21 protein-coding genes are annotated in these 25,902 nt (G+C 73.2%); 12 read left to right on the top strand and 9 right to left on the bottom strand.

The genetic code is table 11. The features are described 5' to 3' along the window. Positions 1–17: 17 nt before the first annotated feature. Positions 18–851, top strand: coding sequence for a purine-nucleoside phosphorylase (locus tag CCO04_RS13810; RefSeq protein ID WP_215814703.1), 834 nt, complete (start codon positions 18–20; stop codon positions 849–851). Between the two features lie 12 nt (positions 852–863). Beyond that, positions 864–1,844, top strand: a complete 981-nt coding sequence (locus tag CCO04_RS13805) for a DUF2332 domain-containing protein (RefSeq protein ID WP_215814702.1) — start codon at positions 864–866, stop codon at positions 1,842–1,844. Between the two features lies 1 nt (position 1,845). Here CCO04_RS13805 and CCO04_RS13800 read toward each other — a convergent pair whose 3' ends face one another. Together CCO04_RS13800 and CCO04_RS13795 are read right to left on the bottom strand one after the other, a co-directional pair. After that, on the bottom strand, positions 1,846–2,661 hold the full coding sequence (locus CCO04_RS13800) for an ABC transporter permease (RefSeq protein ID WP_215814701.1): 816 nt from the start codon (positions 2,659–2,661) through the stop codon (positions 1,846–1,848). Continuing rightward, positions 2,658–3,659, bottom strand: coding sequence for an ABC transporter ATP-binding protein (locus tag CCO04_RS13795; RefSeq protein ID WP_252373163.1), 1,002 nt, complete (start codon positions 3,657–3,659; stop codon positions 2,658–2,660). Before CCO04_RS13795 ends, CCO04_RS13800 begins: the two co-directional genes overlap by 4 nt. Positions 3,660–3,721: 62 nt before the next feature. Here CCO04_RS13795 and CCO04_RS13790 point away from each other — a divergent pair, with 62 nt between their 5' ends. Beyond that, the gene (locus tag CCO04_RS13790; RefSeq protein ID WP_215814700.1) at positions 3,722–4,666 is read left to right on the top strand and encodes a YafY family protein; all 945 of its coding nucleotides are present in this window, start codon (positions 3,722–3,724) and stop codon (positions 4,664–4,666) included. Here CCO04_RS13790 and CCO04_RS13785 read toward each other — a convergent pair. Genes CCO04_RS13785 through CCO04_RS13765 form a run of 5 tightly spaced genes read right to left on the bottom strand, consistent with a single transcriptional unit; the run spans position 4,656 to position 10,833 of the window. After that, complete coding sequence (locus CCO04_RS13785) at positions 4,656–6,404, bottom strand: amidohydrolase family protein (RefSeq protein ID WP_215814699.1); 1,749 nt, start codon at positions 6,402–6,404, stop codon at positions 4,656–4,658. The genes CCO04_RS13790 and CCO04_RS13785 overlap by 11 nt on opposite strands. Next, positions 6,401–7,990 (bottom strand): fatty-acid--CoA ligase FadD1, encoded by a 1,590-nt coding sequence (gene fadD1, locus CCO04_RS13780; RefSeq protein ID WP_215814698.1) that lies wholly within the window; start codon positions 7,988–7,990, stop codon positions 6,401–6,403. The genes CCO04_RS13785 and fadD1 overlap by 4 nt, the downstream gene beginning before the upstream one ends. Then, positions 7,983–8,894, bottom strand: coding sequence for an alpha/beta hydrolase (locus CCO04_RS13775; RefSeq protein ID WP_215814697.1), 912 nt, complete (start codon positions 8,892–8,894; stop codon positions 7,983–7,985). Before CCO04_RS13775 ends, fadD1 begins: the two co-directional genes overlap by 8 nt. Then, on the bottom strand, positions 8,891–9,520 hold the full coding sequence (locus CCO04_RS13770; RefSeq protein WP_215814696.1) for a TetR/AcrR family transcriptional regulator: 630 nt from the start codon (positions 9,518–9,520) through the stop codon (positions 8,891–8,893). The genes CCO04_RS13775 and CCO04_RS13770 overlap by 4 nt, the downstream gene beginning before the upstream one ends. Next, positions 9,517–10,833 carry an NAD(P)/FAD-dependent oxidoreductase gene (locus tag CCO04_RS13765; RefSeq protein WP_215814695.1) on the bottom strand — a complete coding sequence of 439 codons (1,317 nt, stop codon included), beginning with the start codon at positions 10,831–10,833 and terminating at the stop codon, positions 9,517–9,519. The genes CCO04_RS13770 and CCO04_RS13765 overlap by 4 nt, the downstream gene beginning before the upstream one ends. Positions 10,834–10,930: 97 nt before the next feature. Between CCO04_RS13765 and CCO04_RS13760 the strand changes: the two genes are divergently transcribed. After that, the gene (locus CCO04_RS13760; protein ID WP_215814694.1) at positions 10,931–11,659 is read left to right on the top strand and encodes an SDR family NAD(P)-dependent oxidoreductase; all 729 of its coding nucleotides are present in this window, start codon (positions 10,931–10,933) and stop codon (positions 11,657–11,659) included. Further along, entirely contained in the window at positions 11,656–12,480 is an 825-nt protein-coding gene (locus tag CCO04_RS13755; RefSeq protein WP_215814693.1) for an SDR family oxidoreductase, read from the top strand. The genes CCO04_RS13760 and CCO04_RS13755 overlap by 4 nt, the downstream gene beginning before the upstream one ends. Here the strand turns inward: CCO04_RS13755 and CCO04_RS13750 are convergent. Both CCO04_RS13750 and CCO04_RS13745 read right to left on the bottom strand, forming a co-directional pair. Continuing rightward, complete coding sequence (locus CCO04_RS13750) at positions 12,470–16,327, bottom strand: HtaA domain-containing protein (RefSeq protein WP_215814692.1); 3,858 nt, start codon at positions 16,325–16,327, stop codon at positions 12,470–12,472. The genes CCO04_RS13755 and CCO04_RS13750 overlap by 11 nt on opposite strands. A gap of 83 nt (positions 16,328–16,410) precedes the next feature. Beyond that, positions 16,411–16,914, bottom strand: coding sequence for a hypothetical protein (locus CCO04_RS13745; protein ID WP_215814691.1), 504 nt, complete (start codon positions 16,912–16,914; stop codon positions 16,411–16,413). A 410-nt stretch (positions 16,915–17,324) separates the two neighbouring features. On the opposite strand from CCO04_RS13745, the gene CCO04_RS13740 reads away from it, so the two are divergent. The 7 genes from CCO04_RS13740 to CCO04_RS13710 all read left to right on the top strand — a co-directional run bounded on the left by CCO04_RS13740 (position 17,325) and on the right by CCO04_RS13710 (position 25,841). Continuing rightward, positions 17,325–18,458 (top strand): hemin ABC transporter substrate-binding protein, encoded by a 1,134-nt coding sequence (locus CCO04_RS13740; protein ID WP_215814690.1) that lies wholly within the window; start codon positions 17,325–17,327, stop codon positions 18,456–18,458. After that, positions 18,455–19,579 carry an iron ABC transporter permease gene (locus CCO04_RS13735; protein ID WP_308281208.1) on the top strand — a complete coding sequence of 375 codons (1,125 nt, stop codon included), beginning with the start codon at positions 18,455–18,457 and terminating at the stop codon, positions 19,577–19,579. Before CCO04_RS13740 ends, CCO04_RS13735 begins: the two co-directional genes overlap by 4 nt. After that, positions 19,576–20,376 (top strand): heme ABC transporter ATP-binding protein, encoded by an 801-nt coding sequence (locus CCO04_RS13730; protein WP_215814689.1) that lies wholly within the window; start codon positions 19,576–19,578, stop codon positions 20,374–20,376. Before CCO04_RS13735 ends, CCO04_RS13730 begins: the two co-directional genes overlap by 4 nt. Continuing rightward, entirely contained in the window at positions 20,373–21,545 is a 1,173-nt protein-coding gene (locus CCO04_RS13725; RefSeq protein ID WP_215814688.1) for a hypothetical protein, read from the top strand. Before CCO04_RS13730 ends, CCO04_RS13725 begins: the two co-directional genes overlap by 4 nt. After that, positions 21,542–22,933: a hypothetical protein gene (locus CCO04_RS13720; protein ID WP_215814687.1), complete on the top strand. Its 1,392-nt coding sequence runs from the start codon at positions 21,542–21,544 to the stop codon at positions 22,931–22,933. Before CCO04_RS13725 ends, CCO04_RS13720 begins: the two co-directional genes overlap by 4 nt. Further along, complete coding sequence (locus CCO04_RS13715; protein WP_215814686.1) at positions 22,930–25,179, top strand: Ig-like domain-containing protein; 2,250 nt, start codon at positions 22,930–22,932, stop codon at positions 25,177–25,179. The genes CCO04_RS13720 and CCO04_RS13715 overlap by 4 nt, the downstream gene beginning before the upstream one ends. A 95-nt stretch (positions 25,180–25,274) precedes the next feature. Next, the gene (locus tag CCO04_RS13710) at positions 25,275–25,841 is read left to right on the top strand and encodes a TetR/AcrR family transcriptional regulator (protein ID WP_215814685.1); all 567 of its coding nucleotides are present in this window, start codon (positions 25,275–25,277) and stop codon (positions 25,839–25,841) included. Positions 25,842–25,902 lie beyond the last annotated feature (61 nt).

The following is a 25,902-nucleotide window of genomic DNA, read 5'->3' as shown; positions in this document are numbered from 1 at the left end:
GCCGCTAGAGTCGCTCCGTGACCGAGTCCCCCACGCCGTACGCCCTGGCCGAAGAGGCCGCCGCCCGTCTCGCCGAGCTCACCGGTGTCGCCCGCCACGACGTGGCGCTCGTCCTGGGCTCGGGCTGGCTGCCGGCCGCCGACGCGCTCGACGGCGCGGGCGGCGCGAACACCACCGAGATCGACGTGACCTCGCTGCCGGGCTTCGCGGCGTCGGCGGTCCAGGGGCACTCGGGCAAGATCCGCTCGATCCGCCTGCCCGGTACCGACGGCGCCCCCGACCGGCACCTGCTGGTCTTCCTCAGCCGCACGCACTACTACGAGGGCCGCGGCGTCGCGGCCGTCGTCCACGGCGTCCGTACGGCGGCCGCGGCGGGCTGCCGCGCCATCGTGCTCACCAACGGCTGCGGCGGCCTCAAGGAGACCTGGACGCCGGGCACCCCGGTGCTCATCAGCGACCACATCAACCTGACCGGCCAGTCCCCCATCGTCGGGGCGAACTTCGTCGACCTCACCGACCTCTACTCCACGCGCCTGCGCGCGCTGTGCCGCGAGGTCGAGCCGAGCCTCGACGAGGGTGTCTACGTCCAGTTCACCGGCCCCCACTACGAGACCCCGGCCGAGGTGCGGATGGCCGGCATCCTCGGCGGCCACCTGGTCGGCATGAGCACCACGCTCGAGGCGATCGCCGCCCGCGAGGCCGGCATGGAGATCCTCGGCATCAGCCTGGTCACCAACCTCGCCGCGGGCCTGAGCGGCGAGCCGCTCAACCACGCCGAGGTGCTCGAGGCCGGTCGCCAGGCGGCCACCCGCATGGGCGCGCTCCTGGGCGAGGTCGTCCCCCGCATCTGACAGGCTCGCGGCATGGAGCCCTACGCCGAGGTCCAGGAGTCCTACCGCCGCTTCGCCACCGAGGCCACCGACTCCCCGACCTTCACGGCCTGGGCGCTCGGGGTCGCCGGCGACCCCGAGGTGCAGGCGTGGATCCGCACGCTGCCTGACCTCAAGCAGCAGCCGAACCTGGTCTTCGCCGCGGCCCGGCACCACGGCGTACCGGCGCCGGGCCCGTACGACGGCCTGCGCGCCGCGCTCCTCGCCGACGGCGCTGAGGGCCCGATCCGGGCGACGATCCTGGCCCGCGCCACCCAGACCAACGAGGTCGGCCGGCTGGCGACGCTGGTCCCGGCCTTCGCCGGGTTCGCGGGCCCGCTCGCGCTGCTCGAGGTGGGCGCCTCGGCAGGGCTGTGCCTCTACCCCGACCGCTGGGGCTACGCGTGGGCGACCGAGACGGGCGAGGTCCTTCTCGGCGACGAGCCCCGGCTGCCCTGCCGGGTCCGCGGTCCGGCGCCGCTGCCCGCGCAGCTGCCCGAGGTGGCCTGGCGCGGGGGCATCGACCTGCACCCGCTCGACGTGACCGATCCCGACGCGACGGGCTGGCTCGAGACGCTGGTCTGGCCCGAGCAGGACGAGCGGCGCACCCGGCTGCGACAGGCGGTCGAGGTGGCCCGGGCGGACCCGCCCACGATCGTGACCGGCGACCTGGTGGCCGAGCTGCCGGGGCTGGTGGAGCGCGCGTCGGCGTACGGGACCGTGGTGGTGTTCCACAGCGCGGTCATCGCCTACCTGCCGCCGCCGCGGCGCCGGGAGTTCGACGCCCTCGTCCGCGGCCTCGTCGCCGACGGCGCCTGCCACTGGGTGAGCAACGAGGCGCCGCAGGTGCTGCCGTCCGTGACGCGCACCGGCCCGCCGATCCCGGAAGGTCATCCGACCTTCGTGCTCGGGATCGACGGGCAGATGGTGGCGCAGACCCACGGGCACGGCCGCGCGCTGCGCTGGGTGGGCTGAGTCAGCTCGCGCGGTTCATCCGCCGGACGCCGACCCAGAGCCCGAACGCTCCGACGGCGAGCGACGCGACCACGCCCGCGAGCACGGTGTCGGCCGGGAACGAGCCCGCGAACAGCGCCCGCTCGGCCTCGACGATGTGGGTCAGCGGGTTGATGTCGGAGGCGGTGCGCAGCCAGCCGGGCGCGCCGTCGAGGGGCAGCAGGACGCCGGCCAGGAGCAGCAGCGGGAAGATCACCGTCTGCTGGACGGTCCAGAACACCCAGGCCTGCTCCTTGGCGGCGACCGCGAGCGCGAGGCTGAGGGCGCCGAGGCCGACGCTGAACGGCACGAGCAGCGCCATCCCGACCAGGATCCCGCCGACGTGCAGGTCGAAGCCGAACGGCGTCGCGACCGCCACGATGATCACGGTCTGCAGCACCAGCGGCACCATCTCGCGCAGGGCCTTGCCGATCATCAGCGACGAGCGCCGCACCGGCGAGACGAGCAGCCGCTCGAACGAGCCGCTGACGATCTCCTCCGACAGGTTCGCGCCGGTGAAGGACGCGCTCATCAACGCGGTCATCGCGACGATGCCGGGCACGAACCACTGCAGCGCCGAGCCGTCGCCGGTGTCGGGCAGCAGCGGGGCGAACAGGCCGAGGAAGACCAGCGGCTGCACCATCGCGAACAGCACGGACGCCGGCTGGCGCAGCACCGGCTGGAGCTCGCGGACGAGGACGTTGCCGATGTCGGCAAGCAGGCCGACGGGCCGCGCCACGACAGGGGTACGACGGGCCGCGGCCGCCGGGGCCGCGGGGGTGGTCAGGGAGATGCTCATGCTGCTGCTCCTTCGGTGGTCGTGCTCTGGTTCTCGCGCAGGCTGCGTCCGGTCAGGTTGAGGAAGACGTCGTCGAGGGTCGGCCCGACCACCTCGATGCGGGTCGCCGGCGTACCGGCGGCGGCGAGGTCGGCGACGAGCGCCGGGGCCGCGTCGCGGCCGAAGGCGGCCCGCAGCTCGACGTGCGCGCCGTCGAGGACGACCTGCGCCCCGGGCACCTGGTCGGCCCGGGCCGCCGCCGCGGCGGCGTCGGCCGGCGAGGCGAACGACATCGCGACGAGGTCGCCGAGCGCGGACTTGAGGGCCGCCGCCGAGTCGTCGGCGATGACCTGGCCGTGGTCGATCACAATCACCCGGCCGGCGAGGGCGTCGGCCTCCTCGAGGTAGTGGGTGGTGAGCACGATCGTGGTGCCCAGCTCGGCGTTGAGCCGGCGCACCTGCTCCTGCAGGTTGACCCGGTTCTGCGGGTCGAGCCCGGTCGAGGGCTCGTCGAGGAAGAGGATCGGCGGCTCCTGGACCAGGCCGATCGCCACGTCGAGCCGGCGGCGCTGACCGCCGGAGAGCTGGGCGACCGGGCGGTCGGCGTGCTCGACGAGGTCGAAGGCCTCCAGCAGCTCGTCGGTACGCCGCCGCGCGTCGCGCCGGGTCAGCCCGTGCGCGCGGGCCTGGCACACCAGCTCGTCGCGACCGCGGAACTGGTGACCGGCGGCGTTGCCCTGCCCGACGTACCCGATCGAGCGGCGCACGGCCGCCCGGTCCCGGACCACGTCGTGCCCGGCGACCGTGGCGGTGCCGGAGGTCGGGGCGATCAGGGTGGTCAGCATGCGCAGGGTGGTCGACTTGCCGGCGCCGTTGGGGCCGAGGAAGGCGACCAGCTCGCCGGCCGCCACCTCCAGGTCGAGGCCGCGCACGGCCTCGATCGTCTGCTTGCCACGCGTGAAGTGCCGGGTGAGTCCGACGGTGCGGATCACCGGGCCGAGGGTCTGGTTGTTCTCCATGACCACCACGCTAGGAACGAATCCGGTCAGTTTCTGACCTGATTCGGATCTAATCTGGAGACATGAGCACGAGCGCCCGGATGCTGCGGCTTCTCTCCCTCCTCCAGACCCACCGGTTCTGGACCGGTGGCGACCTCGCCGGCCGGCTCGAGGTCAGCGAGCGCACGCTGCGCCGCGACGTCGACCGCCTCCGCGAGCTCGGGTACGACGTCGACGCGGTCCGCGGCGCCGCCGGCGGCTACCAGCTCCGCGCCGGCGGGGCGCTGCCGCCGCTGCTGCTCGAGGACGAGGAGGCGGTCGCGATCGCGGTCGGCCTGCGCGCCGCGGCCAGCGGCGGCGTCCCCGGCTTCGAGGAGACGACGCTGCAGGCGCTGACCAAGGTGATCGCGCTGATGCCACCCCGGCTGCGTCGCCGGATGGGCGCGCTGCAGACCCAGACCGTCGGCCTGTCGTGGAGCGGCGGCGCCACCCTCGACCCCGCGGTGCTGACCACGCTCGCCCAGGCGTGCCGCGACGACGAGATCGTCACCTTCCCCTACACCGCCGCCGACGGCACGGCGACCACGCGCCGGGTCGAGCCGCACCGGCTGGTGACGCTCGGGCGGCGGTGGTACCTCGCGGCGTACGACCGGGACCGGCAGGACTGGCGCTCGTTCCGCGTGGACCGGGTGGCGGGGACGCCGAGCACGACCGGGCAGCGGTTCCGGCCACGTGAGCTGCCGGGCGGCGACGCGCTGACCTACGTCCGCCAGGGGCTGAACGCGATCCCCCGCGGCCACGAGGTCGTGGTGAGCGTCGAGGTGCCGGCGGCGCAGGCACAGGCCGCGGTCGGCCGGTGGGCGAGCATCGAGCCGCTCGGCGACGAGCGCTGCCGGATGACGATGAGCACCGACTCGCTGGACTGGCCGGTGCTCATCCTGGCCGGGCTCGACTGCGACTTCACCGTGGAGCAGCCGGCCGAGCTGAGCGAGCTGCTGGGCCGGCTGGCGGCGCGGGTCAGCCGGTAGCGCGGAGGAACCGCCCGGTCCGCCGGGTCCCGACGACCTCGGTCGGCTGTCCGCCGGCGACGACGACCTCTCCCCCGACGAGCACCGCGGCGACCGTGGCGTCGTTGCGGTTGACCATCCGGGACAGGTTGCCGAAGGCGGGCACGGGCGACTCGGCGTACGCGTCGAGCGAGGCGTCGAGGCGCGCGGGGTCGATGACGACGAGGTCGGCACGGTCGCCGACGCGCAGGTGGCCGGCGTCGAGGCCGTACCAGTCGGCGAGCTCGCCGGTGATCCGGTGCACCGCGTGCTCCACCGTCATGAACGGCGCTCCGGCCGCCTCGGCGTCCCGGACCCGGCGCAGCAGGCGTAGCCCGAAGTTGTAGAACGCCATGTTGCGCAGGTGCGCGCCGGCGTCGGAGAAGCCCAGCTGGACGCCGGGATCGGCGGTCAGCTTGTCCAGCACCTCGGGGCGGTGGTTCGAGATGGTCGTGCGCCAGCGCACCTTGTCGCCGTGCGCGACGACGAGGTCGAGGAAGGCGTCGACCGGGTGCACGCCGCCCCGGTCGACCCCGACCTGGCCGAAGGTCCTGCCGACCACCGACGCGTCGGGGCACTCGGTGATCTCGGCGTCGAAGAGGTCGCGGTGCCAGACCCGCGGGCCGTACTTCTTGTCGTAGTCCTTGCGGAACCACCGGCGATAGTCCTCGTCGCCGAGCAGCGCGCGCCGCTCCTCGATCTGGTTCGACAGGTGCAGGGCGGCCGCACCGGAGCCGAACTCCTCGAAGACCGGCAGGTCGATGCCGTCGGAGTAGACCTCGAACGGCACCGGCAGGTGCTGGAACCGGAAGTCCCCGCCGAACCGGTTGACCGTGCGGGCGATGAGCGGGAACAGGTGCGCCACCATCGGGATCGCCTTGATGTCGGCGGCCGAGAGCAGGCTGACCTTGAGCGCGGGCTTCCGGCCCCACCCGCAGCTGCTGAACGCCATCCGGACCAGGCTCTGCGGCTTGGCGACGTCCGGACCGCCCTGCAGGGCGCGGCCCCGGGCCCGCAGGAGGCGCTGGAGGCGGCGCCGCTCCCGCCCCTTGGCGTACGTCGACGGGAGGGTCCGCGAGCGGCACACCTCGCCGTCGAGCTTGTCGAACATCAGCTCCTGCGAGGACATCCCGACGAAGCCCTCGTCGAGCGCGTCGGCCAGGTCGGCCTCGATCCGGGCGAGCTCGGCAGGGGTCGGGCGCACCGCGCGGTCGGTCGAGCGCTCCAGGCCCATCCGCGCGGCTCGGAGGTCGGAGTGGCCGATGAAGGCGGCGATGTTGGGGCCGAGCGCGAGGCGTTCGAGGGCGGCGACGTACTCGCCGGCGGTGGTCCAGGTCCTGGTGTCCTCGAGCGCGGCGACGACGTAGGGGCGCGGGATCGCCTCGACCCGGCCGAAGAGGTCGCCCGCGTCGGACGGGCTCGCGTGCACGGTCGAGAGCGAGCAGGAGCCGAGGAAGGTCGTGGTGACACCGTGGCGCAGCGACTCGGCGAGGCCGGGCTGGACGAGCACCTCGATGTCGTAGTGGGTGTGGATGTCGACCATCCCCGGGAGCACCCAGTGCCCGGTCGCGTCGATGACCCGCGGGCAGCCGGCCTCGTCGAGCGGCTCCGCGCTGACCTCGACGACGCGACCGTCGCGGATGCCCAGGTGGCGCTGGGCGGAGGGCGCGCCGGTGCCGTCGAACCAGCGGCCGTTGCGGACGACGACGTCGTAGGTCATGAGCTGCTCCTGGCGGACTCGGCATAGGTGCGGTCGCGCTCGCCGCGCGACCACAGCAGGTCGCTCGTCGCGAGGCCCTCGGCACGCAGCTCGCGCTTGAGCACCTTGTTGGTGGCGGTGCTCGGGAGCGCCGCGGCGATCCGGACGTGGCGCGGCCACGCCTTGGGCGAGAGGTCGGGCTGGGCGGCGAGGAAGTCCGTGAGGCCCGACGGGGTGAGCGTCGCGCCGGACCGCAGCACCAGCGCGCACATCACCTGGTCGCCGACGCGCTCGTCGGCGACGGCGTAGACGGCCGCCTGCGAGAGCGCCTCGTGGCGCAGCAGGAGCTGCTCCAGTGGCGCGGCGGCGAGGTTCTCGCCGTCCACGCGCAGCCAGTCGTCGGTGCGTCCGGCGAGGAAGACGAAGCCCTCCGCGTCGCGGTAGGCGAGGTCGCCCGACCAGTACATGCCGCCGTCGAGGCGCTCGGCCGTCGCCCGCTCGTCGTTGTAGTAGCCCGCGAAGAAGCCCGCTCCCTGGGTGTTCACGAGCTCGCCGACGGCCTCGTCGAGGTTGACCACCCGGCCGGCCTCGTCGTGGACGGCGCGCGGGCACTCCTGCCGGGTCACCCGGTCGTAGACGGCGACGCCGTCGAACGGGACGCCGATCGAGCCGAGCGGGGTGTCCTCGGTGCGGGTGATGATGACGGCCGACTCGGTGGAGCCGAAGCCGTCCCACACCGAGCAGCCGAAGCGCTGGGCGAACTCGCGGATGTCGCGGTCGGAGGCCTCGTTGCCGAAGGCGAACCGCAGCGGGTTGTCGGCGTCGTCCGGCCGCGCCGGGGTGGCGAGGACGTAGGCGAGCGGCTTGCCGACGTAGTTGAGGTACGTCGCCCCGTAGCGCCGGATGTCGTCGAGGAAGCTGCTCGCCGAGAACTCGGCGAGCGCCAGCGCCGCTCCCGAGGCGGCGCTGACCGCGAAGCCCGCCATCACGGCGTTGCTGTGGAACAGCGGCATCGCGCAGTAGGCGACGTCGTCGGGACCGAGGCCGTACTTGTCGACCAGGACCGAGCCGGCCATGACCACCATGAAGTGGGCGACCTGGACCGCCTTGGGCTCCCCGCTCGTGCCCGAGGTGAAGATGAGCATGAACGTGTCCATGGTGGTCACGTCCGGGAAGCCGTCGGTGCTCGTGGGCGCCGCCGCGACCGCGTCCCCCCAGGACGCGGCATCGGTGTCGACGACCGTGGCGCCGCCGAGGTCGAGCCCGTCGAGCAGCGGCAGGTGCGCCGCGTCGGTGAGCAGCACCTGGCAGTCGGCCCGGCGTACGTCGGCCGCGAGCGCCGCGCCCCGGCGGGTCGCGTTGATGCCGACCGTGATGTGCCCGCCGATCGCGCCGGCTGTGATCGCCAGCGCCATCTCGGGGCTGTTGGGGAGCAGAACCCCCACGTGGAGCGGCTTCTCGGGCCGTGCGAGGTCGCGCAGCACGTGGGCGCGGGCGGCGCCGCCGGCGATGACCTCGCGCCAGGTCCACGTGTCGGCGCCGTGCTTGAGCCCGACCGTGTCGCGCGCGGCGTGCTCCAGCAGCAGGCCCCGGACCGTGTCAGCCACCGACCACCTCCGGCACCGCGGCGCCGACGTGGCGCTGGAGGAAGTGCAGGGCGTGCGCGACGGCCGGCTCGTGGAACGGCTTGCCGGCGAACAGGTCGAAGTGGTCGCCCGGGTAGTGGCGCACCTCGGCGCGGCCGGAGAAGGCGGCCTTCATGGTGGCGTGCGGCGGTGCGCTGCGGTCGAAGTCGGCGACCTGCACCAGCCACGGGACCTCCAGCGTGGCGGCGGCCTTGGCAGGCGCGCGGGTGCCGAGCTCGAGGACGACGTCGGCGGCGATCTCGTTGCGCCAGGTGGGGCCGGCGATCGCGTGGTAGTCCTCGTAGGCGCCCGCGAGCGTCAGCGCGCCCGGCTCCCCGGGGTGCGCCACGACGGGGATCATCGCGGGGGCGCGGCCGGCCTTGCGCCGTACGGCGCTCGCGAGGCCGCGGCCCGTCGAGGCCAGCAGCTGACCGGCGCTGTGGTGGCGGGTCGCCAGCCGCGCGGCGGCGAGCCCGTCGACCATCGGCACCACCGAGACGACCGCGGCGACATCGGTGCGCTCGGCCGCGACGGACACGACGTGGCCGCCACCGAGGGAGACGCCCCAGAGCAACACCCGGGTCGGGTCGACGCCGGGCAGCCGCTTGGCCGCGTCGGCGGCGGCGTGGAGGTCGGCGACCTGGCCGGCGAGCGAGACGACCTGGCGGGAGCCGCCGTCGCCGTCGCTGGCGCCGAAGCCGCGGTAGTCGAAGGTGACCGCGTGCAGCCCGGCCGCGGCGAAGGCCTCGGCGAACGGGAACATGCCCGCGTCCTGGGTGCCCGCGAGCCCGTGCGCGAGGACGACGACCGGCGCGCCCTCGGCGCCCGCGAAGTGCGTGCCCGCGCAGCGGACGCCGGCGGAGGTGAAGTCGAAGGTGGTGCTCACGAGGTGCTCCCGTAGATGCTCTGGATCCAAAGGTGGGTGATGGCGTCGATGTGGGCCTCGCGCTCGGGCCCGACGCCCATCGCGTGCCGCTCGACGGCGTGGTCGTTGAGGTCGAGCAGGACCGCGGCGAGGACGTGCGCGTCGGGGCCGGGCAGCGCCCGTCCGGCGGCGCGCTCGCGCTCGATCATCTCGGCGGTCATCTCCGCGAACTCGGCCCGTCCGGCCTCCCACAGCTCGCGCACGGCCGGGCTGGTCGCCCGGGCCTCGAGCAGCCCGCGGTAGGTGTGCGGCGTGCGGTCGACGGAGTCGAACAAGGTCGCGATGACCGTGCGGATCCGGACCTGCGGCTCACCCTCGGCCTTGACGAGGAGGTCGGTCGCGTCGGACGCGTCGTCGTACAGCTCGGCCATGAGGGCGAGGACGGCGGTCGCCTTGCTCTCGAAGTAGAAGTAGAACGCCGAGCGGGTCACCCCCGCACGCCGCGAGATCTCGGCGACGTTGATCTCCTCGAGCGTCTGCTCGCGCAGCAGGTCGTCGAGCGCCTCCAGCAACGCGGCCCGGCGCTGGTCGCCGCGGTTGACGCTGCGGCGGTCGACCATCCGGGCCCAGAGCCGCTCGTCGCTCATCGGGCCGCCCTCGCGAGGCCGGCCGGGATCTCCTTGGCGCGCAGGTCGTGCTCGTAGAGGAAGTAGTCGAGCTGCTGGGTGTGCCGCGGCCGCTGCACCATGTGGGCGGTGTACTTCTGCTGGTCCTCGTCGATGGTGCGCTCCATCTCCGCCTCGCTCGGCGGGGCGTAGCGCCCGACGAGCCAGGCCGCGACGAGCCGGGTCTGGCACTCGACGAACGGGAAGAGCGTCGGCGTGGACTGGGCGAACCCGATGAAGGCGACGTCCTCCATGCCGGGCTTGAAGATCCGCTTGTAGAGCCGGATGTGGTTCTCCGGGGCGCTGATGAAGTCCTCGTCGAAGAACGGGAAGGTGATGTTGTAGCCCGTCGCGTGGATGACCACGTCGAAGTCCTCGGCCGTCCCGTCGGTGAAGTGGACGGTCTGCCCGTCCCACCGCTCGATGTCGCCCTTGGCTCGCAGGTCGCCCGAGCCCAGCCGCAGCGGCAGCTCGACCGACTGGGTCGGGTGCGCCTCGAAGAACTTGTGGTTGGGCGTCGGCAGGCCGTAGTCCTCGGGCCGCCCGGCGGTCATCGGCTGCATCACCTGGACGAACTTGCGCTGCCAGGCGAACGGGATGTGCGGCGAGGTCTTGTAGTACTTGTCGGCCGGCTTGCCGGCGAAGTACTTCGGCACGATCCAGGCGCTGCTGCGGGTCGAGATGACGACCTCGTTGTCGAGGGTCTTGCTGGAGAGCTCGACGGCGATGTCGGCGGCACTGTTGCCCAGGCCGATGATGAGGATCCGCTTGCCCGTCAGGTCGTACGGCGTGCGCGGGTCGATGTAGGCGTGCGAGTGCATCGTCAGGCCGGTGAACTCCCCCGGCTTGTCGGCGAAGCGCGGGTCCCAGTGGTGGCCGTTGGCGACGAGCAGGACGTCGAAGCGGCGGGTGCCGGTGCGCTGGGTCTCGAGCTCCCAGCCGCCCTCGGGGTGCCGGCGCGCGTGCACGACGCCGTTCTCGAACTCGATGTGCCGGCGCAGGTCGAACGCGTCGGTGTAGGCGTCGAGGTAGTCCTTGACCTGGGTGTGGTGCGGGAAGTCCGGGTAGTCCTCGGGCATCGGGAAGTCCTTGAAGGACAGTTGGTGCTTCGAGGTGTCGATGTGCAGCGAGCGGTAGGCGCTGCTGTGCCCGTTGGGGTTGCCGAAGGCCCAGTTGCCGCCGACCCGGTCCGAGGACTCGAAGGTCGCGAACTCCAGTCCGTAGTCGGCGAGCATCTTGCTCATCGTGAGGCCGCTGATGCCGGCTCCGATGACAGCGACGGTGGGGCGGTGCATTCCGGCTTCCTCCTTGACAAGGCGGGGTGACGGGCGTCACGTTAGGCGCACTATTTGACACGTGTCAATGACTACAGACGAACGTCAGGAGAAGCCCATGAAGGTCACCGTCGTCATCGGAGGCGCGTCCGGCATCGGAGCGGCCACGGCCCGGCTGCTGGCCGGGTCCGGGCACACCGTGGTCGTCGCCGACCTGCCCGGGACCACCGCCGACGCGCCCGTCGACGTCACCGACGAGGCCTCCGTCGCTGCCCTCCTCGACGGCGTCGTCGCCGAGCACGGCGCCCTGCACGGCGTGGTCAACTGCGCCGGGGTCAGCACCCTGGCCCGGGTCGTCGACCACGACGCCGCGGAGTGGCGCCGGATCGTCGACGTCTGCCTGACCGGCGCCTTCCTGGTGCTCAAGCACGCCGGGCAGCGGGTCGCGGACGGCGGCTCGCTCGTCTCGCTGTCCTCGCTCAACGCCCGCCAGCCCGGCACCGGCCTGGCGGCGTACTGCGCGGCGAAGGCGGGCCTGGTCGCGCTGACCGAGGTCACCGCGCTCGAGCTCGGCGCCCGCGGCGTCCGGGTCAACGCCGTCGCCCCCGGCCTCGTCGTCACGCCGCTGACCGCGCCGGCGATGGACATCCCCGGCGTGCGCGACGACTACCTCGACAACACCGCGCTCGGCCGCTCCGGCGAGCCGGACGAGATCGCCGCGGCGATCCGCTTCCTGCTCTCCGACGACGCCGCGTGGATCACCGGCGAGACGCTCGACATCAACGGCGGCGCGCACCTGCGGCGCTATCCCGACCTCGTCGGCCTCGTCGAGAAGGCGTTCGCATGAGCGCCCGGACCGCGATCGTCACCGGCGGCGGCTCGGGGATCGGCGCGGCGCTGGTCCGCGCGCTCGTTGCCGACGGCGCCCACGTCGTCGTCGGCGACCTCGACCCCGACGCGGCCGCCCAGGTGGCCGCGTCCGCCCCGGGTCCCGGGACGGCGGTCGCGCGCCAGGTCGACGTCACCTCGGCCGCCGCGGTGCAGGAGGCGGTCGACGCCGTCGTCGCCGAGCACGGCCGGCTCGACCTGATGTTCAACAACGCCGGTATCACCTTCCTCGGCAACACCGAGGACCTCACGCTCGACCAGTGGAACGCGATCATCGACGTCAACGTCCGCGGGGTCGTGCACGGCGTCCACGCGGCGTACCCGCAGATGATCCGGCAGCGCTCGGGGCACATCGTCAACACCGCGTCGATGGGTGGGCTGATGGCGGCGGGGCTGATGACGTCGTACGTGACGACGAAGCACGCGGTCGTCGGTCTCTCGCTCGCGCTGCGCACCGAGGCCGCCGCGCACGGCGTCGGCGTCACCGTCGTGTGCCCGGCCGCGGTCGACACCCCGATCCTCGACAAGGGCGAGATCGGGCGCTACCGGGGGCGCGACTTCTACCTGGAGGGCCAGGGCGTCAAGGAGCCCGTCGACCCCGACCTGCTCGCCCGGCGGGTCCTCGCCGCGGTCGCGACGAACCGGCCGATCCTCATCGAGCCGCGGCAGGCGCGGGTCGCGTGGCGGATCGGCCGGCTCGCCCCCGGGTTCGTCAACACGATGGCGACCCGGTTCGTGGCCAAGCAGCGGGCGGGGGTGCTCGACCCGCCTACCGCCTGACCCGCACCGCTCGCAGCGGGGTGGCGACCCGCTTCGTGTCCGGCGAGGCGGTGACGATCACGGACCAGTAGTGGCGCCCGGCCCGCAGGCCGCGCACGACCGAGCGCGGCACGGTGACCACGACGGCGCCACGCAGGTGGCGCACACTGCGCACGGCGAGCACCCGCCCGCCGTCGCGGACGACGACCTGGCCGGTGTAGCCGGCACGCCCGTCGCCCGGGATGCCCACGACCACGCGCACCTTGACGGCCTTGGCGCGCTTGCCCGACCGCACCTTCGCGGGCAGCTTCGCGGTCACCGCCGGGGCGGTCTTGGCGACGGTCAGGGTCGTGCGGCCGGTGCCGGCGCCGGTGCCGGTGCCGTAGGTCGCGACGACCGGGTGGCGGCCGGCGGGCAGGTCACCGGGCAGCACGACCCGCGCGGTCCCGGAGGCCAGCGTCGCGCGCAGCGTCCGGCCCAGGACGCGCACCTCGACCGTCCCGGACGGCGGGGTGCCCGGCGCGCTCACGGCGACGGTCGCGACCGGCCGGGTGCCGAAGCCGACCCGGTCGTCGTCGAGCGTCACCCGCACGGTCGCGGCACCCGGCTCGGGGTCGACCTCCTCGGCGTCGGTGAGGTCGACGGTGACCGGCGCGGGCGCCTTGTGCACGTCGGCGGCACCCCCCGACGAGTACCAGTACGACGCCAGCCCGGTCGCCAGGTGGAAGTCGACGAACGCCTGCGGCCAGGCGCCCCAGCCCGCACCAGTGCGGTGCTGCGGCGTCGCGCTCGCGGGCAGCGCCACCTCGACGCCGTCGTACGCCGGCGTGACCGCGACCTTGCCGGCCGGGTCGATCGTGATCGCGTCGAAGGTCGCGACCCGGACACCGGGGACCGCGTCCAGCGGCGTGCGCTGGTTCGGGTCGGCCTGGCTCGAGCCGTAGCCGTCGAGGTCGGCGGTGAGCGTCCCGGTGCCGCCGGCGGTCACCTCCAGCACGGGGTCGGTGAACCAGAAGGGCACCAGACCGCCGTAGAAGTTGACCGAGAACGCGCCCTTCCAGCGGATCGTCGCCGAGCCGTCCGCGGCGAGCTCGGCCCGGCCGCCCGAGAGCCGGACGAGCTGGTCGACGCTCCCGCCGGCCGGGGCCGCGCGGGTCGCCCACGTCGCCGGGGACTCGGTGCCGTCGGCCGCGCGGTGCACCACCGCGACGTCGCCGGCGCTGGCCCGGTAGGTCGCCTGGTCGCCGTCGGAGATGCCGGCCGAGAGGTAGTTCGACCCGCCGAACGGCGGCGCCACCTGGAGCTCGCCGTTGCCCGCCCACTCCAGCACGACCCCGTCGAGCGTGAGGCCCTCGGCAGGCACCGCGCGTTTGGGGTTGACCGTGAGCCGGGCGGCGGTCGAGTACGTCGTACCGACGGCGTTGACGGCCTTGGCCCGGAACAGCGAGCCGGACTGGTCGAGGTTGGTCCCGACGACGGTGAGCGAGGAGGTGCCGTCCGCGCTCTCGACGACCACGTTGTCGTCGTCGGCGGGGATCGGCTGCCAGTAGCCGCCGACCCGGCGCTGCCAGACCAGCGCGGTGAGCGCCGGCCCGGCCTCGGCGTGCACGACGAACGTCGCGTCGGCGCCCTCGGTGACGACCCAGTGGCGGGCGTCGAGCGCGAAGCGCGGCGCGAAGGTCACCGCGAGGCTCGCCTCGGCGGAGACCACGGTGCCGGCGTCGTTGGCGACCTTCATCCGGTAGGTCGTGCCGGCCGCGGCCGGGGTGGCGTCCACCTGGAGCGTCGGCGAGGTCGCACCCGGGAGGTTCGCGAACCGCGCCTCCCCGGCCCGGCGCGCCTGCCACTGCACGGTGCCGCCGAGCGCGGTGTCGATCGCGGCGGTGAAGGTGACCGGGCGGCTCGCCTCCCCCACCGCGAGCTCGACCGCGGCGTCCTGGGGCTGCGTGGTGACGCGCGGCGCGATGCCGTCGAGGACCATCCGGCGGTAGCCGATCTCGCGCGGGTTCGCGGCCGACTGCACGGGCACGTAGACCGACCCGTCGACACCGGTCTCGATGACCATCTGGGTGCCGCCGTTCTGGGCGTACTCGGCGACCCGGTAGCCCGCGAGGGTGCCGGTGTCGTCGACCACCTTGAGGGTGCGGCCCTGGGCGTCGGAGTCGTCGGTGGCCCAGAGCAGGTCGCGCTGGGCGTCGTACGCCATCTGCCAGCCGGTGCGGGAGGTGTCGATGCCGAGCTCGCGGTACTGCGGGATCGGCTCGCCCTCGACGGCCGGGTGGGCGACCGGCCGGCCCTCGTCGAGCGTGACGCGCTGGTAGTCGGCGAGGCGCTGGTTGTTGCCGTGCAGGTAGACCGAGCCCTCGGGCCCGGCGACCGCGGCGGTCCAGCCGTAGAAGACGCCGCTGCCCTCGTAGAACAGCTTCGCCTCGGTGCCGGGGATGCCGGTCGTCTCGACGGTGCTGTCCCCGGTCGGCTTCAGCCGGAACGCCGGGGCGTAGCGGTCGGTGCCGCCGGAGGCGACGCGTGCGGCACTGAGCGCCAGCACGTAGGAACCGTCGCCGAGCGCGGCGAGGTTGGGGTCCGCGGCGTTGCCGGTCATGGCCGGCGTGCCGTTCGCGAGCGTCCAGCCGCCCGGGAAGTCCCCGGTCGGAGCCCACGAGATCGGCGCCCGTCGTACGGTCCAGCCGCCGGCGCCGTCGGCGCCGACCCGGACCAGCCGGTAGGGGTTCTGCTCGCTCGCGGTCGATCCGTCGAGGACGACGACACCGAGCTCGCCCGCCGTCCGGTTCCAGGTCAGCGCGCTCACGCCGGGCGCGGTCGAGGTGAGCAGCACGCCGGCGACACCGGCGGTGAACGTGCCGGCCTCGCGCTCGAAGCGCAGCGTGCGCAGGGTGACCTCGTTCTGCCCGGCCCCGTCCTTGCTGGTGACGAAGAAGAAGGTGTCGGTGACCGGGTCGAGGGCGGTGCGCAGGAAGCGTCCACTGCCGCCGGTGGCCACCATCGTGTGCGTGTACGGCGTCCCGACCGGCGTCAGGTCCTGCGCGTCGAGCGCGGTGACGATGAGCTTCTGCGCACCGTGCGCGGCGTCGAACTGGGTCGCGTAGACGAGGTCGCCGCGCGCCGAGACCTCCAGCGACCGCTGAGCGTTGACGCCACCGGACACGGTGCTGCCGCTGAGCCAGCGGGCGCCCTCGGAGAGCACCGGGGCACCGGGCTGGTCGAAGCGCTCGGCGAGGTCGGGCAGGCCGCCCGGGCCGTCGTAGCTGATCGTGACCGGGTCGAAGGCTGTCCCCGGCGTGTAGAGGCGCTGCCCCTCGCCGCCCTGGCTCGGGACGGCCGTCCACGTGGTGCGCTCCGGGGTGAAGGACGTCTCCTCCGCGCCGGCCACGTCGAGCGTGGCCAGCACGACGTCGACGTCCTCGTGCAGCTCGCCACCCGGCGCCTCACGGCTGTAGCCGACGTAGGTGCCGCGGATCTCCTGGGCGTCCGGCCCGATCCGCACCTCGAGGTCCTTGAACGTGGAGTCGAGCGTGTAGCGCCCCGACGGCTCCGGGTAGGCCTGGAAGCGGACCCACCCGCCGAGGTGCAGCGTCGTGGTGCGCGTCGCGTCGTCGTAGGTGCCGGACGTGACCGGGAAGTCGAAGCCGTCGGCCGCCCCGTTGGGCGCGCGGCGGACGACGACGCCGTCCCCGCCCGACGTACCGGAGCCTCCGATGTAGCTGCGCCAGGACGCCTTGATCCCCCAGCTCACGGTGCCGGAGGAGAGATCGGTCGTCGCGGCACGTGCGGTGGGTGCGGGCGCGACGAGGCTGAGTCCGGCGAGCGGCAGGACGAGGGCGAGCAGGGCGAGGACGAGGCGTTTCATGCGAGCGGACCTTCGGGAGTCGGGAGCGACGACGGCACCGGACGGTGCGCGGGCCCGAGCCCCACGCACCGCCCGGTCAGGCGTCAGGAGACGTTGAACTCGGCGCTGTCGCCGGCGTAGGAGCCGCTGCCGCCGCCCCCGTGGGTCGGGGTGATGACGACCTCGCACAGCTTGGTGCTGCAGTTGATGTTGGCCGGCTGACCGAACAGGTTGGCGTGGGCGTTGGTGTCGCTCGCCAGCAGCTGGAAGCCGGTCACGGTCAGCACGCCGGAGGCGTTCGACGTGGTGTCGACCTGGTTGCTCTCGCCGCACGCCGGGATCTTGACCAGCGGCAGGAAGGTGTAGGTCGTGTACTCGCAGACGCTGACCGTGTAGTCGGTGCTCGCCGCCAGACCGGACTGCGAGACGGTGACCGTGGCGAGGTTGGCGTAGCTGCTCGACGCCGGGGAGAGCGAGACGTTGTCGGAGTCGCTGGTGTCGGAGGCGTGCGCCGCCGTGGCGGAGACGCTCAGCGCACCCGCCGCGGCGGTGGCCGCGAGGAGGGCGAGGGCACGCGTCGTCGTACGGCGGTTGGGGGTGGACCTCATGGGTTCTTCTCCTTCTCTAGGATCGGAACCAGCCCTGGGGCCGATTCCTCTTCGGGCCGCGCACGCGCGCGGCCGCGGAAGGCCGTGGGGCCGGCCGGGGCGCTGTTCCCTGCGAAAGTTCGGCGCCCCGGTCCCCCGTCGCGACACCTGGTGCCGCGCGGCCTCGCCCCGGTGCGCCGGCGCCACCGAGTTGGCGTCCACCGATGCATCCGAGGTAAGGTAAGCCTTACCGAATTACTCACGGGCGTCAAGCACTTGTCTGACGGTCCGTCAGATCCGTTCGGCCGCTTCTCGCGCCGCGCTCCCCGCGCGTGATCTGCACATACTCGGGACGTAATTAGGTGAGCCTAAGCTTGTGTTAGGGTCGCCTTTGCCCGAGATGTTGACACTCTGACAGCAAAGAGCAGCGCATGGTTTCCCCGACGACCCGCCCCTTCCGCACGCTGGCCGCCGTCGCTGCCGCCGCCCTGGCGCTGAGCGCCTGCGGTCCCGTGCTCGACGGGAAGCAGAGCGGGCACGGCAAGGAGGGGCCCGGTACCGCGGTCCCCTCGATCGCCGACGTCACCACGCTGAAGGACCCGAAGGCCTACCAGGGTCCGGTCGACATCAACCTCCCGAGCCCGGAGATCCGCCCGGTCGAGGACGACCCGACCCCGCAGCTGCCGGTCACCGTCACCGACGCGCAGGGCACCGAGGTCACCGTCAAGGACGCCAGCCGGATCCTCGCGCTCGACGTCTACGGCACGCTCTCCCAGACCGTCTTCGAGCTCGGCCTGGGCGACAACATCGTGGGCCGCGACGTCTCCTCGGCGTACGACGAGATCGAGGACCGGCCGCTGGTCACCCAGAACGGCCACGAGCTCAACGCCGAGGCGATCCTCGGGCTCGACCCGACCGTGCTCATCACCGACACCTCGCTGGGCCCGTGGGACGTCGTCCTCCAGGTCCGCGACGCCGGCATCCCGGTGGTCGTCGTCGACGCCGAGCGCAGCCTCGACAACCTCGCCGAGCTCACCGGGCAGGTCGCCGACGCGCTCGGCGTGCCCGAGCAGGGCAAGCAGCTCGGCGAGCGGATCGTCAAGGAGGCCGACGCCGTCGAGGCGCAGATCGCGAAGGTCGCGCCCCAGGACGTCACCGGCCAGATGCGGATGATCTTCCTGTACGTGCGCGGCCAGGCGAACGTCTACTACATGTTCGGCCGCGGCTCCGGCGCGGACGCGCTGATCACCGCCGTCGGCGGCTACGACGTCAGCAGCGAGATCGGCTGGAACGGCATGAAGCCGGTCAACGACGAGGGCCTGATCAAGGCCCAGCCCGACGTCGTGGTGATGATGAGCAAGGGCCTCGACTCCGTCGGCGGCGTCGACGGCCTGCTCGACCAGTTCCCCGCGCTCGCCCAGACCCCGGCCGGCGAGAACCGCCGCGTCATCGCGATGGACGACGCCCAGATCCTCAGCTACGGGCCGCGCACCGCCGACGTCCTCAACGCGCTGGCCGTGGCGCTCTACGCGCCGGAGAGCCTGCCCGCCGAGGACCGTTCGTGACCGCGACCGTGCCCGGACCGGCGCTCGACCGCGCCGAGACCGGCGCCGACCGCGTGGCCGGGGGCACCGCCGTCCTCGACCGGCACCGCCGGCGCCGGATCGCGCTGCTCTACACCGGCCTGGTCGGCGCGCTCGTCGTCGCGATCCTGGTCGCGGGCGGCTCGGGCCAGCTCACGATCCCGCTCAGCGAGATCCTCGGCTCGATCGCGCACCGCCTCGGCATCGACGCCGGGCCGATGCCCAGCCACCCCAACGGCGAGTACACGCTGTGGAACGTCCGCTTCTCGCGGATCGCGATGGCCGTCATCGTCGGCGGCTCGCTCGCCGTGGCGGGCGCCGCGATGCAGGGCGTCTTCGGCAACCCGCTCGCCGAGCCCAGCGTCGTCGGGGTCTCCTCCGGCGCCGCGGTCGCCGCGGGCGTCGCGATCGTCTTCAGCCTCCGGTTCGCCGGCGACTGGTCGATCCCGGTGTGCGCCTTCATCGGCGGCCTCGCCACGACCCTCCTGGTCTACGCGCTCTCCCGCTCCGACGGCCGTACCGAGGTGGTCACCCTCGTGCTGACCGGCATCGCGGTCAACGCCGTGGCCGGCGCGCTGCTCGCGCTGCTGATGTTCCTCGGCGACACCCAGGCCCGCGAGTCCATCGTGTTCTGGCAGCTCGGCAGCCTCAACGGCAGCCGGTGGACCTATGTCGTCGTGGTCGCGCCGCTCGCGGTCGCCGGCGTCGTCATCGCCCTCGCCTGCGCCCGCAGCCTCGACCTGCTCGCCCTCGGTGAGCGCTCGGCGCGTCACCTCGGCGTCAACGTCGAGGGGCTGCGGATCGTGCTCATCGTCGTGGTCGCGCTGCTCACCGCCGCCGCGGTCAGCTTCTGCGGCATCGTCGCCTTCGTCGGGCTCATCGTCCCCCACCTGGTGCGGATGGTGACCGGCCCCGGCCACCGCACGCTGCTCATCGCCTCGTTCCTGGCCGGTGCGCTCGTGCTCATCTGCGCCGACACGGTCGCCCGCACCGCCGTCGCCTACACCGACCTGCCGCTCGGCATGCTCACCTCGCTGGTGGGCGGGCCGTTCTTCTTCTGGCTGCTGCGCCGGACCCGTCGTACGTCGGGGGGCTGGGCATGAGCCCCGTCCTGTCGGCGCACGGCGTCTCGCTCAGCTACGGCCGCCGGCCGATCCTGGAGTCCGTCGACCTCGAGGTACGCCGCCGCGAGGTGCTCGCACTGGTCGGCCCCAACGGCGCCGGCAAGTCCACCCTGCTCTCGGTGCTCGCCGGCGACCAGACGCCCGACGAGGGCGAGGTCCGCCTCGACGGGACCCCGCTGGAGCAGTGGAAGCTGCGCGACCTCGCCCGGACCCGCGCCGTGCTCACCCAGGAGCACAAGATCTCGTTCCCCTTCCCGGCGATCGACGTCGTCCGGATGGGCCGCTCCCCCTGGCGCGGCCGTCCCGAGGAGGACCACGACGAGCGCGTGGTCGCCGAGGCGATGGCCACCGCGGACATCGAGCGGCTGGCCGGGCAGCCCTTCGGCCTGCTCTCCGGCGGCGAGAAGGGGCGGACGTCGTTCGCCCGCATCCTCGCCCAGCGCACCGGCGTCCTGCTCCTCGACGAGCCGACCGCCGCCCTCGACATCGGCCACCAGGAGGCGGTCCTCGCCGAGGCCCGCACCCAGGCCGCGGCGGGCGCCGCCGTGGTCGTCGTCCTGCACGACCTCACCCTCGCCGCCGCCTGGTCCGACCGGGTCGCCCTGCTCCACCACGGCCGGGTCGCCGCCGAGGGCGCACCCGCCGAGGTCTTCACCGCTCCCCTGCTGAGCCTCGTCTACGACCACCCCATCGACGTCCTGCCGCACCCGGCGACCGGCGAGCTCCTCGTGCTCCCCGACCGGCGTGCCCTCATCACGCGGGAGGAGACCGCATGACCCCGCACTCCCTTGCCGCCCGGCTGCTCACCCTCACCCTGCTCGCCGCCGGCCTCGCCGTCGGCCTGACCGGCACCACCGCCGCGCCCGCCGCGGCCGCCGGCCGGACCACCGTCACCAACGACCGCGGCACCGCCGCCGCCGACTCCCGCTTCCGCACCCCGCTGACCGTGCGCGGCAACGGCTTCCAGGTCGTCAAGGGCGGCTTCGGCGGCGTCTACGTCATGTTCGGCTGGGTCAAGGACCCCTCCGGCGGCTCCTGGAAGCCCTCGCGCGGCGGGGTGGTCGGCAAGGACTACCGCTACATCCCCGATGCCGAGAACGCCGCCAACAACCAGGGCTACCTGCGCTTCATCGCCTTCCCCGGCAGCTCCACCGCCGGTGAGGCCAACGGGACCCTCGCCGCCAACGGCAGCTTCCGCACCACCATGACCGTGCCCGGGCCGACCTTCCAGAGCGTCGACCGCAACGGCAAGGTCGCGACCGTCGACTGCACCAAGGTCACCTGCGGGATCATCACCATCGGCGCCCACGGCGTGAAGAACCGCGCCAACGAGAGCTTCACGCCCGTCCGGTTCACCAACGTCTACGACAGCGCTCCGACCGGCGGGACCGGCACCGCCGACAACGGCGCCACCACGGGCGGCACCGGCACCGGGGACACCGCCGCCAACGGCGGCAGCACCGGCGCCGCGAACCCCGCGAAGACACCCACCGGCACCGGCAAGGTCACCCCCAAGCTCACCACCGACCGGCTCACCGCCAAGGTCGGCAACACCCTCGCCTTCACCGCGACCGGCTTCCGTCCCGGCGAGCAGGTCCTCGGCGTCCTCGACGACGGCGTCGCCGGGATCGGCCCGATGGTCGCCGGTCCCTCCGGCGAGGTCGCCGGCATCCTCCCGCTCCCCCGGACCCTCACCTCCGGCACCCACGAGCTCCGGCTGACCGGCGCGGCCTCGGGCGGGACGACGACCGAGCGGTTCGCCGTACGGCCGGCGGACGACGCGACCACCCCCGCCGCGGCCACCACCGACGACGCCGACGACGACGGCCTCGGCGCGGGCCGGATCTTCCTGCTCGTCGCGGTCGGCGTCTTCGCCCTCGCCCTGCTCGGCCTGGCGCTGCGCCTGCTGCTGCGCCGCCGCGGCCGGTCGGCGGTGACCGCATGAGCCGGCGCCACCACGTCCTGACGGCCCTGGCCGGGCTGCTCGCCGCCGCCCTGCTGCTCGTCGCCGGGCTCGGCCTGCCCGCCGTCGCCGACGGGGAGCCCACCGACGGTCCGAGCACCCCCGCCGCCACCGAGACCGCCACGGAGACCGCGACCGCGACCGAGCAGCCGACCGAGCAGCCCACCGACGACGACACCGCGTTCGCCGTCACGGACGCCGTCTTCCGCTGGGGCGTCAACGACGAGAGCAACAACCGCGCCCACGCCCCGGGCACGTTCAACTTCCTCTCCGCGGGCAAGGCCCCCGACCCGGGCCGCGGCGGCCAGACCCTCGACACCGCCGGCCGCTGGCCGACCACCAAGGCGGTCGCCTGGCTGGCCCGCTCCGGCAACGTCCGGATCGAGAAGAACACCACCCGCGGCCCCCGCCTGGCCGACTACGCCGGCCTCAAGACCGCCGCCGACGACACCACCACGCTGGGCAGCCCGACCGCGGGGACCTTCAGCAACCACCAGGTCGTCATCTCCGGCGGCAAGGGCGAGGTCGACCCGGCCGCCGGCACCGCCACGATCACCTGGACCGGCTCGTTCACGCTCTTCTACTACTCCGGGATGACCTTCTTCACCCTCAGCAACCCGGTGCTCAAGGTCGACCTGGCCAAGGGCACCGCGTCGATCACCGCGACGGCGTCCGGGTTCGCCAGCTCGATGGAGGACATGACCAAGTGGTCGCCGGTCCCCGCCACCCCGGTCACGCTGGTCGACCTCCAGGGCGTGGGCGCTCCCCAGCTGGCGGCGGAGAAGGGCTTCACGGCCGTCGCCAAGTACCTCAAGGTGCCCTTCAAGCCGGCCGACGGCTCGGCCCAGTCCACGAGCGGCGCCCACTGGGGTGCCTTCCCGGCCAGCTTCCTGCGGTTCCTCGAGAAGGCCGGCTCCGCGGCGTACTGGTTCTCCTCCGGGGGCAGCACCGACGAGTTCAAGGTCGCCAAGCCGATCACCGTCAGCTGGGACGCCAAGACCGCGATCGTCCCCGAGAAGCCCCCGGTCACCCCGACGGTCCCCAAGCCGCAGCCGACCAACCAGCCCGGCCAGAACCCGCCGCCGGTCCAGCCCCCGGGCCCCTCCCTGCCGGCCAACCAGCCGAGCAGCCCGGCCCTGCCGGGCAACGCCTTCGGCACCGGCGCCACCACCCCCGACGCGGGTACGGCGAACCCGGCCGCCTACGAGCCGCCGATCGCCTACGCCCTCACCTCCGCCCCCACCTCGACCGACCGTCCCGTTCAGGACGGCGCGGCCTGGGAGTGGGCTCTCGGGATCCTCCTGCTCCTCGGAGCAGCCGGGATCACCCTGTCCACCCCCTTCATGAACCGCCTGAAAGGAACCCGATGAAGACCGTCCGTAGAGGCATCGCGGGGATCGCCGCCGCCGCCCTCACCGCCGCCGGGCTCAGTGTCCTCGGTGTCGCGACCGCACCTGCCGCGCACGCGGCCACCGGTGTGCTCGTCGAGAACGCCACCCTCCGCTGGGGCGTGTCCAACGAGTCCAACAACGCCGGCTTCGCCCCCGGCACCTGGAACCTCTTCTCGGCCGGCAAGCTGGGTGACCCCACCGTCGGTGGCGTGACGCTCAAGACCGCCGACCAGGGCGCGACGTGGAGCAACAACAAGCCCGCCGGCTGGACCAACCACGCCGGCAATGTCACCGTCGAGGACCTCCAGGCCGGCGGCGGCTACGCCCCGACCACGTTCGACGGCACCCGCCAGAACTCCGCCGGCGCCTCGACCTCGCCCGCGAGCAGCAACGTGTTCGCCGAGACCCAGCTGGTGTTCCGCAACGGCACCGGGCGGGTCGACGCCGCCGCCAACACCGCCTCCGTGCAGTGGGACGGCGACGCCACGGTCATCTACTACTCGGGCATGACGTTCTTCTACGTCTCCGACCCCGAGCTGACCGTCAACGCCGACGGCTCCGGCGAGGTCACCGCGACCCTCGACGGCTACGGCACCGACATGGAAGACCAGACCAAGTGGGTCGACCTGCCGGCCACCGAGGTCACCCTCGCGACCCTGACCGGGGTCGACGTCGAGGACCTCGGTCTCACCACCACGCCTGCCTACCGCGGCGTCGAGTACACCGCACCTGCCGGCGCGACCGCCCAGGTCCGCACGGGCGCCGACTGGGGCTCGTTCCCGCAGTCGTTCGTCGACTTCGTGCAGACCACCGGCGGTGGCCCCTACTGGTACTCCTCGGGCGGTGCGGCCGACGCGAAGAAGCCCACGCTCCCGCTGGACATCAGCTGGACCAAGGTCGGCCCGCCGGCCGTCCAGGTCTCCAAGACCACGCTGCTCCCCTCGGGCGCCTACGAGGTGACCGTGACCGGCACCGGCTTCGACCCGAACCTGGCCACCGGCACGCGTCCGCCGCTCGCGGGCAAGCCGAGCGGCACCTACGTCGTGTTCGGCAAGTTCGCCACGAACTGGCGTCCCTCGCAGACCGCGCCGTCGTCCGCGCGCAAGGTGGGCAACCAGAAGTGGGCCGTCCTCGCCGGTGACATGGCCACGATCGGCGGCCCGGCCGCCGGTGCCGTCGAGCTCACCCCACAGGGCACCTTCACCGCGAAGCTGACCGTCGACAAGGCGGCCATGGACACCGCGGCGACCGACCCGTCGCTGGTCAACTACGGCGTCTACACCTACCCGGGCAGCGGCGGCAACGCGCCGACGTACGAGACCTACACGCCGATCACCTTCGCGGCCGCGCCGGGCACGGCCACCGCGACCGTCACCACCGCTCCCACCCGCACCACCGACGGCAGCGCCGACATCACCGTCGCCGACGCCGAGGGCGGCGCGGGCACCGGCAGCGTCGACGTCAAGGTCGAGGACGGCAGCGGCACCGAGGTCACCTCGGAGACCGCCGACCTCACCGCGGGCAAGGCCACCGTCACGCTCCCCAAGGGTGCGCCGGGCGACTACACCCTCGAGGTGCTCTACACGGGCAACGCCAACATCACCGAGGCGAGCACCGACGCCACGTACGCGATCGGCCGGGCGACCGGCGCCGTCAGCACCACGGTGACCAAGAAGCCGACCCCCGCCGCCACCGGCACCGCGACGATCAAGATCACCTCGGACGCGACCGCCACCGGTGACGTCCAGCTCCAGGTCAAGCGCGCCAACGGCACCGTCGTCACGACCACCTCGGCCCAGCTCCAGGACGGCGCCGCCGCGGTGACGCTGCCCAAGCTGGCGCCGGGCCGCTACTCGCTCGTGGCGAACTACACCAGCGACGGCACGGTCGAGTCCGCGACGTCCACGACGACCCTCGACGTCGCCAAGGTCGCCTCGCGGGTCAGCGCCGCGTGGACCAAGAAGCCGACGGCCCGCAAGGCCGGCAAGCTCAAGGTCAGCGTCACCGCGCCCGGGATCACCGCCACCGGCAAGGTCACCGTGGTGATCAAGAACGCCAAGGGCAAGAAGGTGCGCACCCTGACGGGCACGCTGAGCAAGGGCGTCGTCACGCTGAAGACCCCGAAGCTCAAGGCCGGCAAGTACCAGCTCGCCGTCACCTACGCCGGTGACAGCCAGCTGACCGGCGCGAGCAGCAAGGCCAAGGTCACCGCCAAGCGTCGCTGATCGCCCCTGACGACGGGGCCGGCGGTCCCGACCGGACCGCCGGGCCCGTCGTGTCCCCACCCCTGCCCCTGCTCCCGGAAGCCTAGAATCTGACCGTGCCGAAGATCGCCGCCGAGACTCTCCCCGCCCATCGTGACCTGGTGCGCCGCCGGATCTTCGATGCCTTCGGGGCCCTGATGGACGAGCGCAGCTTCGACGCGATCACGATGGCCCAGATCGCCGCACGGGCGGGGATCGGGCGGACGGCGATCTACCACCACTTCCGCGACAAGGAGGCGGTCGTGGTCGCCTTCGCGACCGAGGAGACCGTCCACTACCTCGCCGACCTGCGGCGCGACCTCGACCTGGTCCCCGACCCGGTCGCCAAGATCCGGGTCTACCTGCGCCACCAGCTCCAGGCCGGCCAGCAGTTCCACACCGGCATGGGCGGGATCCTCTACCACCTCCTCTCCGAGGAGGCGATGGAGCAGATCCACGACCACGTCGCCGCGGTCGAGGAGGTGCTCGAGGAGATCCTCGACGAGGGCATCGCCCAGGGGGCCTTCCAGGTCACCGACCGCAAGGCCGCGATGTCCCTGCTCCACGCGGCCCTGGCGACCCGCCAGCTGCCCCTCGCCGCGGTCGAGGAGTTCGTGCTCCGCGGCCTCGGTCACCGCGACTGACCCCGGTTCTTCGCGCACTCAGTTAGGCTTACCTAAGAAAATGTGCGCCCGAGGTATTGAC

The organism is Pimelobacter sp. 30-1, assembly GCF_018831735.1.
Classification (GTDB): domain Bacteria; phylum Actinomycetota; class Actinomycetes; order Propionibacteriales; family Nocardioidaceae; genus Nocardioides.
Note: the sequence above shows the minus strand (reverse complement) of the source record. Positions and strands in the feature narration are given on the sequence as shown.

Bases quoted from the DNA above. Each gene is read 5' to 3' on its own strand.
- CCO04_RS13805 (WP_215814702.1), top strand. From the start codon at position 864: ATGGAGCCCTACGCCGAGGTCCAGGAGTCCTACCGCCGCTTCGCCACC.
- CCO04_RS13800 (WP_215814701.1), bottom strand. From the start codon at position 2,661: ATGAGCATCTCCCTGACCACCCCCGCGGCCCCGGCGGCCGCGGCCCGT.
- CCO04_RS13795 (WP_252373163.1), bottom strand. From the start codon at position 3,659: ATGGAGAACAACCAGACCCTCGGCCCGGTGATCCGCACCGTCGGACTC.
- CCO04_RS13790 (WP_215814700.1), top strand. From the start codon at position 3,722: ATGAGCACGAGCGCCCGGATGCTGCGGCTTCTCTCCCTCCTCCAGACC.
- CCO04_RS13785 (WP_215814699.1), bottom strand. From the start codon at position 6,404: ATGACCTACGACGTCGTCGTCCGCAACGGCCGCTGGTTCGACGGCACC.
- CCO04_RS13770 (WP_215814696.1), bottom strand. From the start codon at position 9,520: ATGAGCGACGAGCGGCTCTGGGCCCGGATGGTCGACCGCCGCAGCGTC.
- CCO04_RS13765 (WP_215814695.1), bottom strand. From the start codon at position 10,833: ATGCACCGCCCCACCGTCGCTGTCATCGGAGCCGGCATCAGCGGCCTC.
- CCO04_RS13760 (WP_215814694.1), top strand. From the start codon at position 10,931: ATGAAGGTCACCGTCGTCATCGGAGGCGCGTCCGGCATCGGAGCGGCC.
- CCO04_RS13755 (WP_215814693.1), top strand. From the start codon at position 11,656: ATGAGCGCCCGGACCGCGATCGTCACCGGCGGCGGCTCGGGGATCGGC.
- CCO04_RS13750 (WP_215814692.1), bottom strand. From the start codon at position 16,327: ATGAAACGCCTCGTCCTCGCCCTGCTCGCCCTCGTCCTGCCGCTCGCC.
- CCO04_RS13745 (WP_215814691.1), bottom strand. From the start codon at position 16,914: ATGAGGTCCACCCCCAACCGCCGTACGACGACGCGTGCCCTCGCCCTC.
- CCO04_RS13740 (WP_215814690.1), top strand. From the start codon at position 17,325: ATGGTTTCCCCGACGACCCGCCCCTTCCGCACGCTGGCCGCCGTCGCT.
- CCO04_RS13730 (WP_215814689.1), top strand. From the start codon at position 19,576: ATGAGCCCCGTCCTGTCGGCGCACGGCGTCTCGCTCAGCTACGGCCGC.
- CCO04_RS13725 (WP_215814688.1), top strand. From the start codon at position 20,373: ATGACCCCGCACTCCCTTGCCGCCCGGCTGCTCACCCTCACCCTGCTC.
- CCO04_RS13720 (WP_215814687.1), top strand. From the start codon at position 21,542: ATGAGCCGGCGCCACCACGTCCTGACGGCCCTGGCCGGGCTGCTCGCC.
- CCO04_RS13715 (WP_215814686.1), top strand. From the start codon at position 22,930: ATGAAGACCGTCCGTAGAGGCATCGCGGGGATCGCCGCCGCCGCCCTC.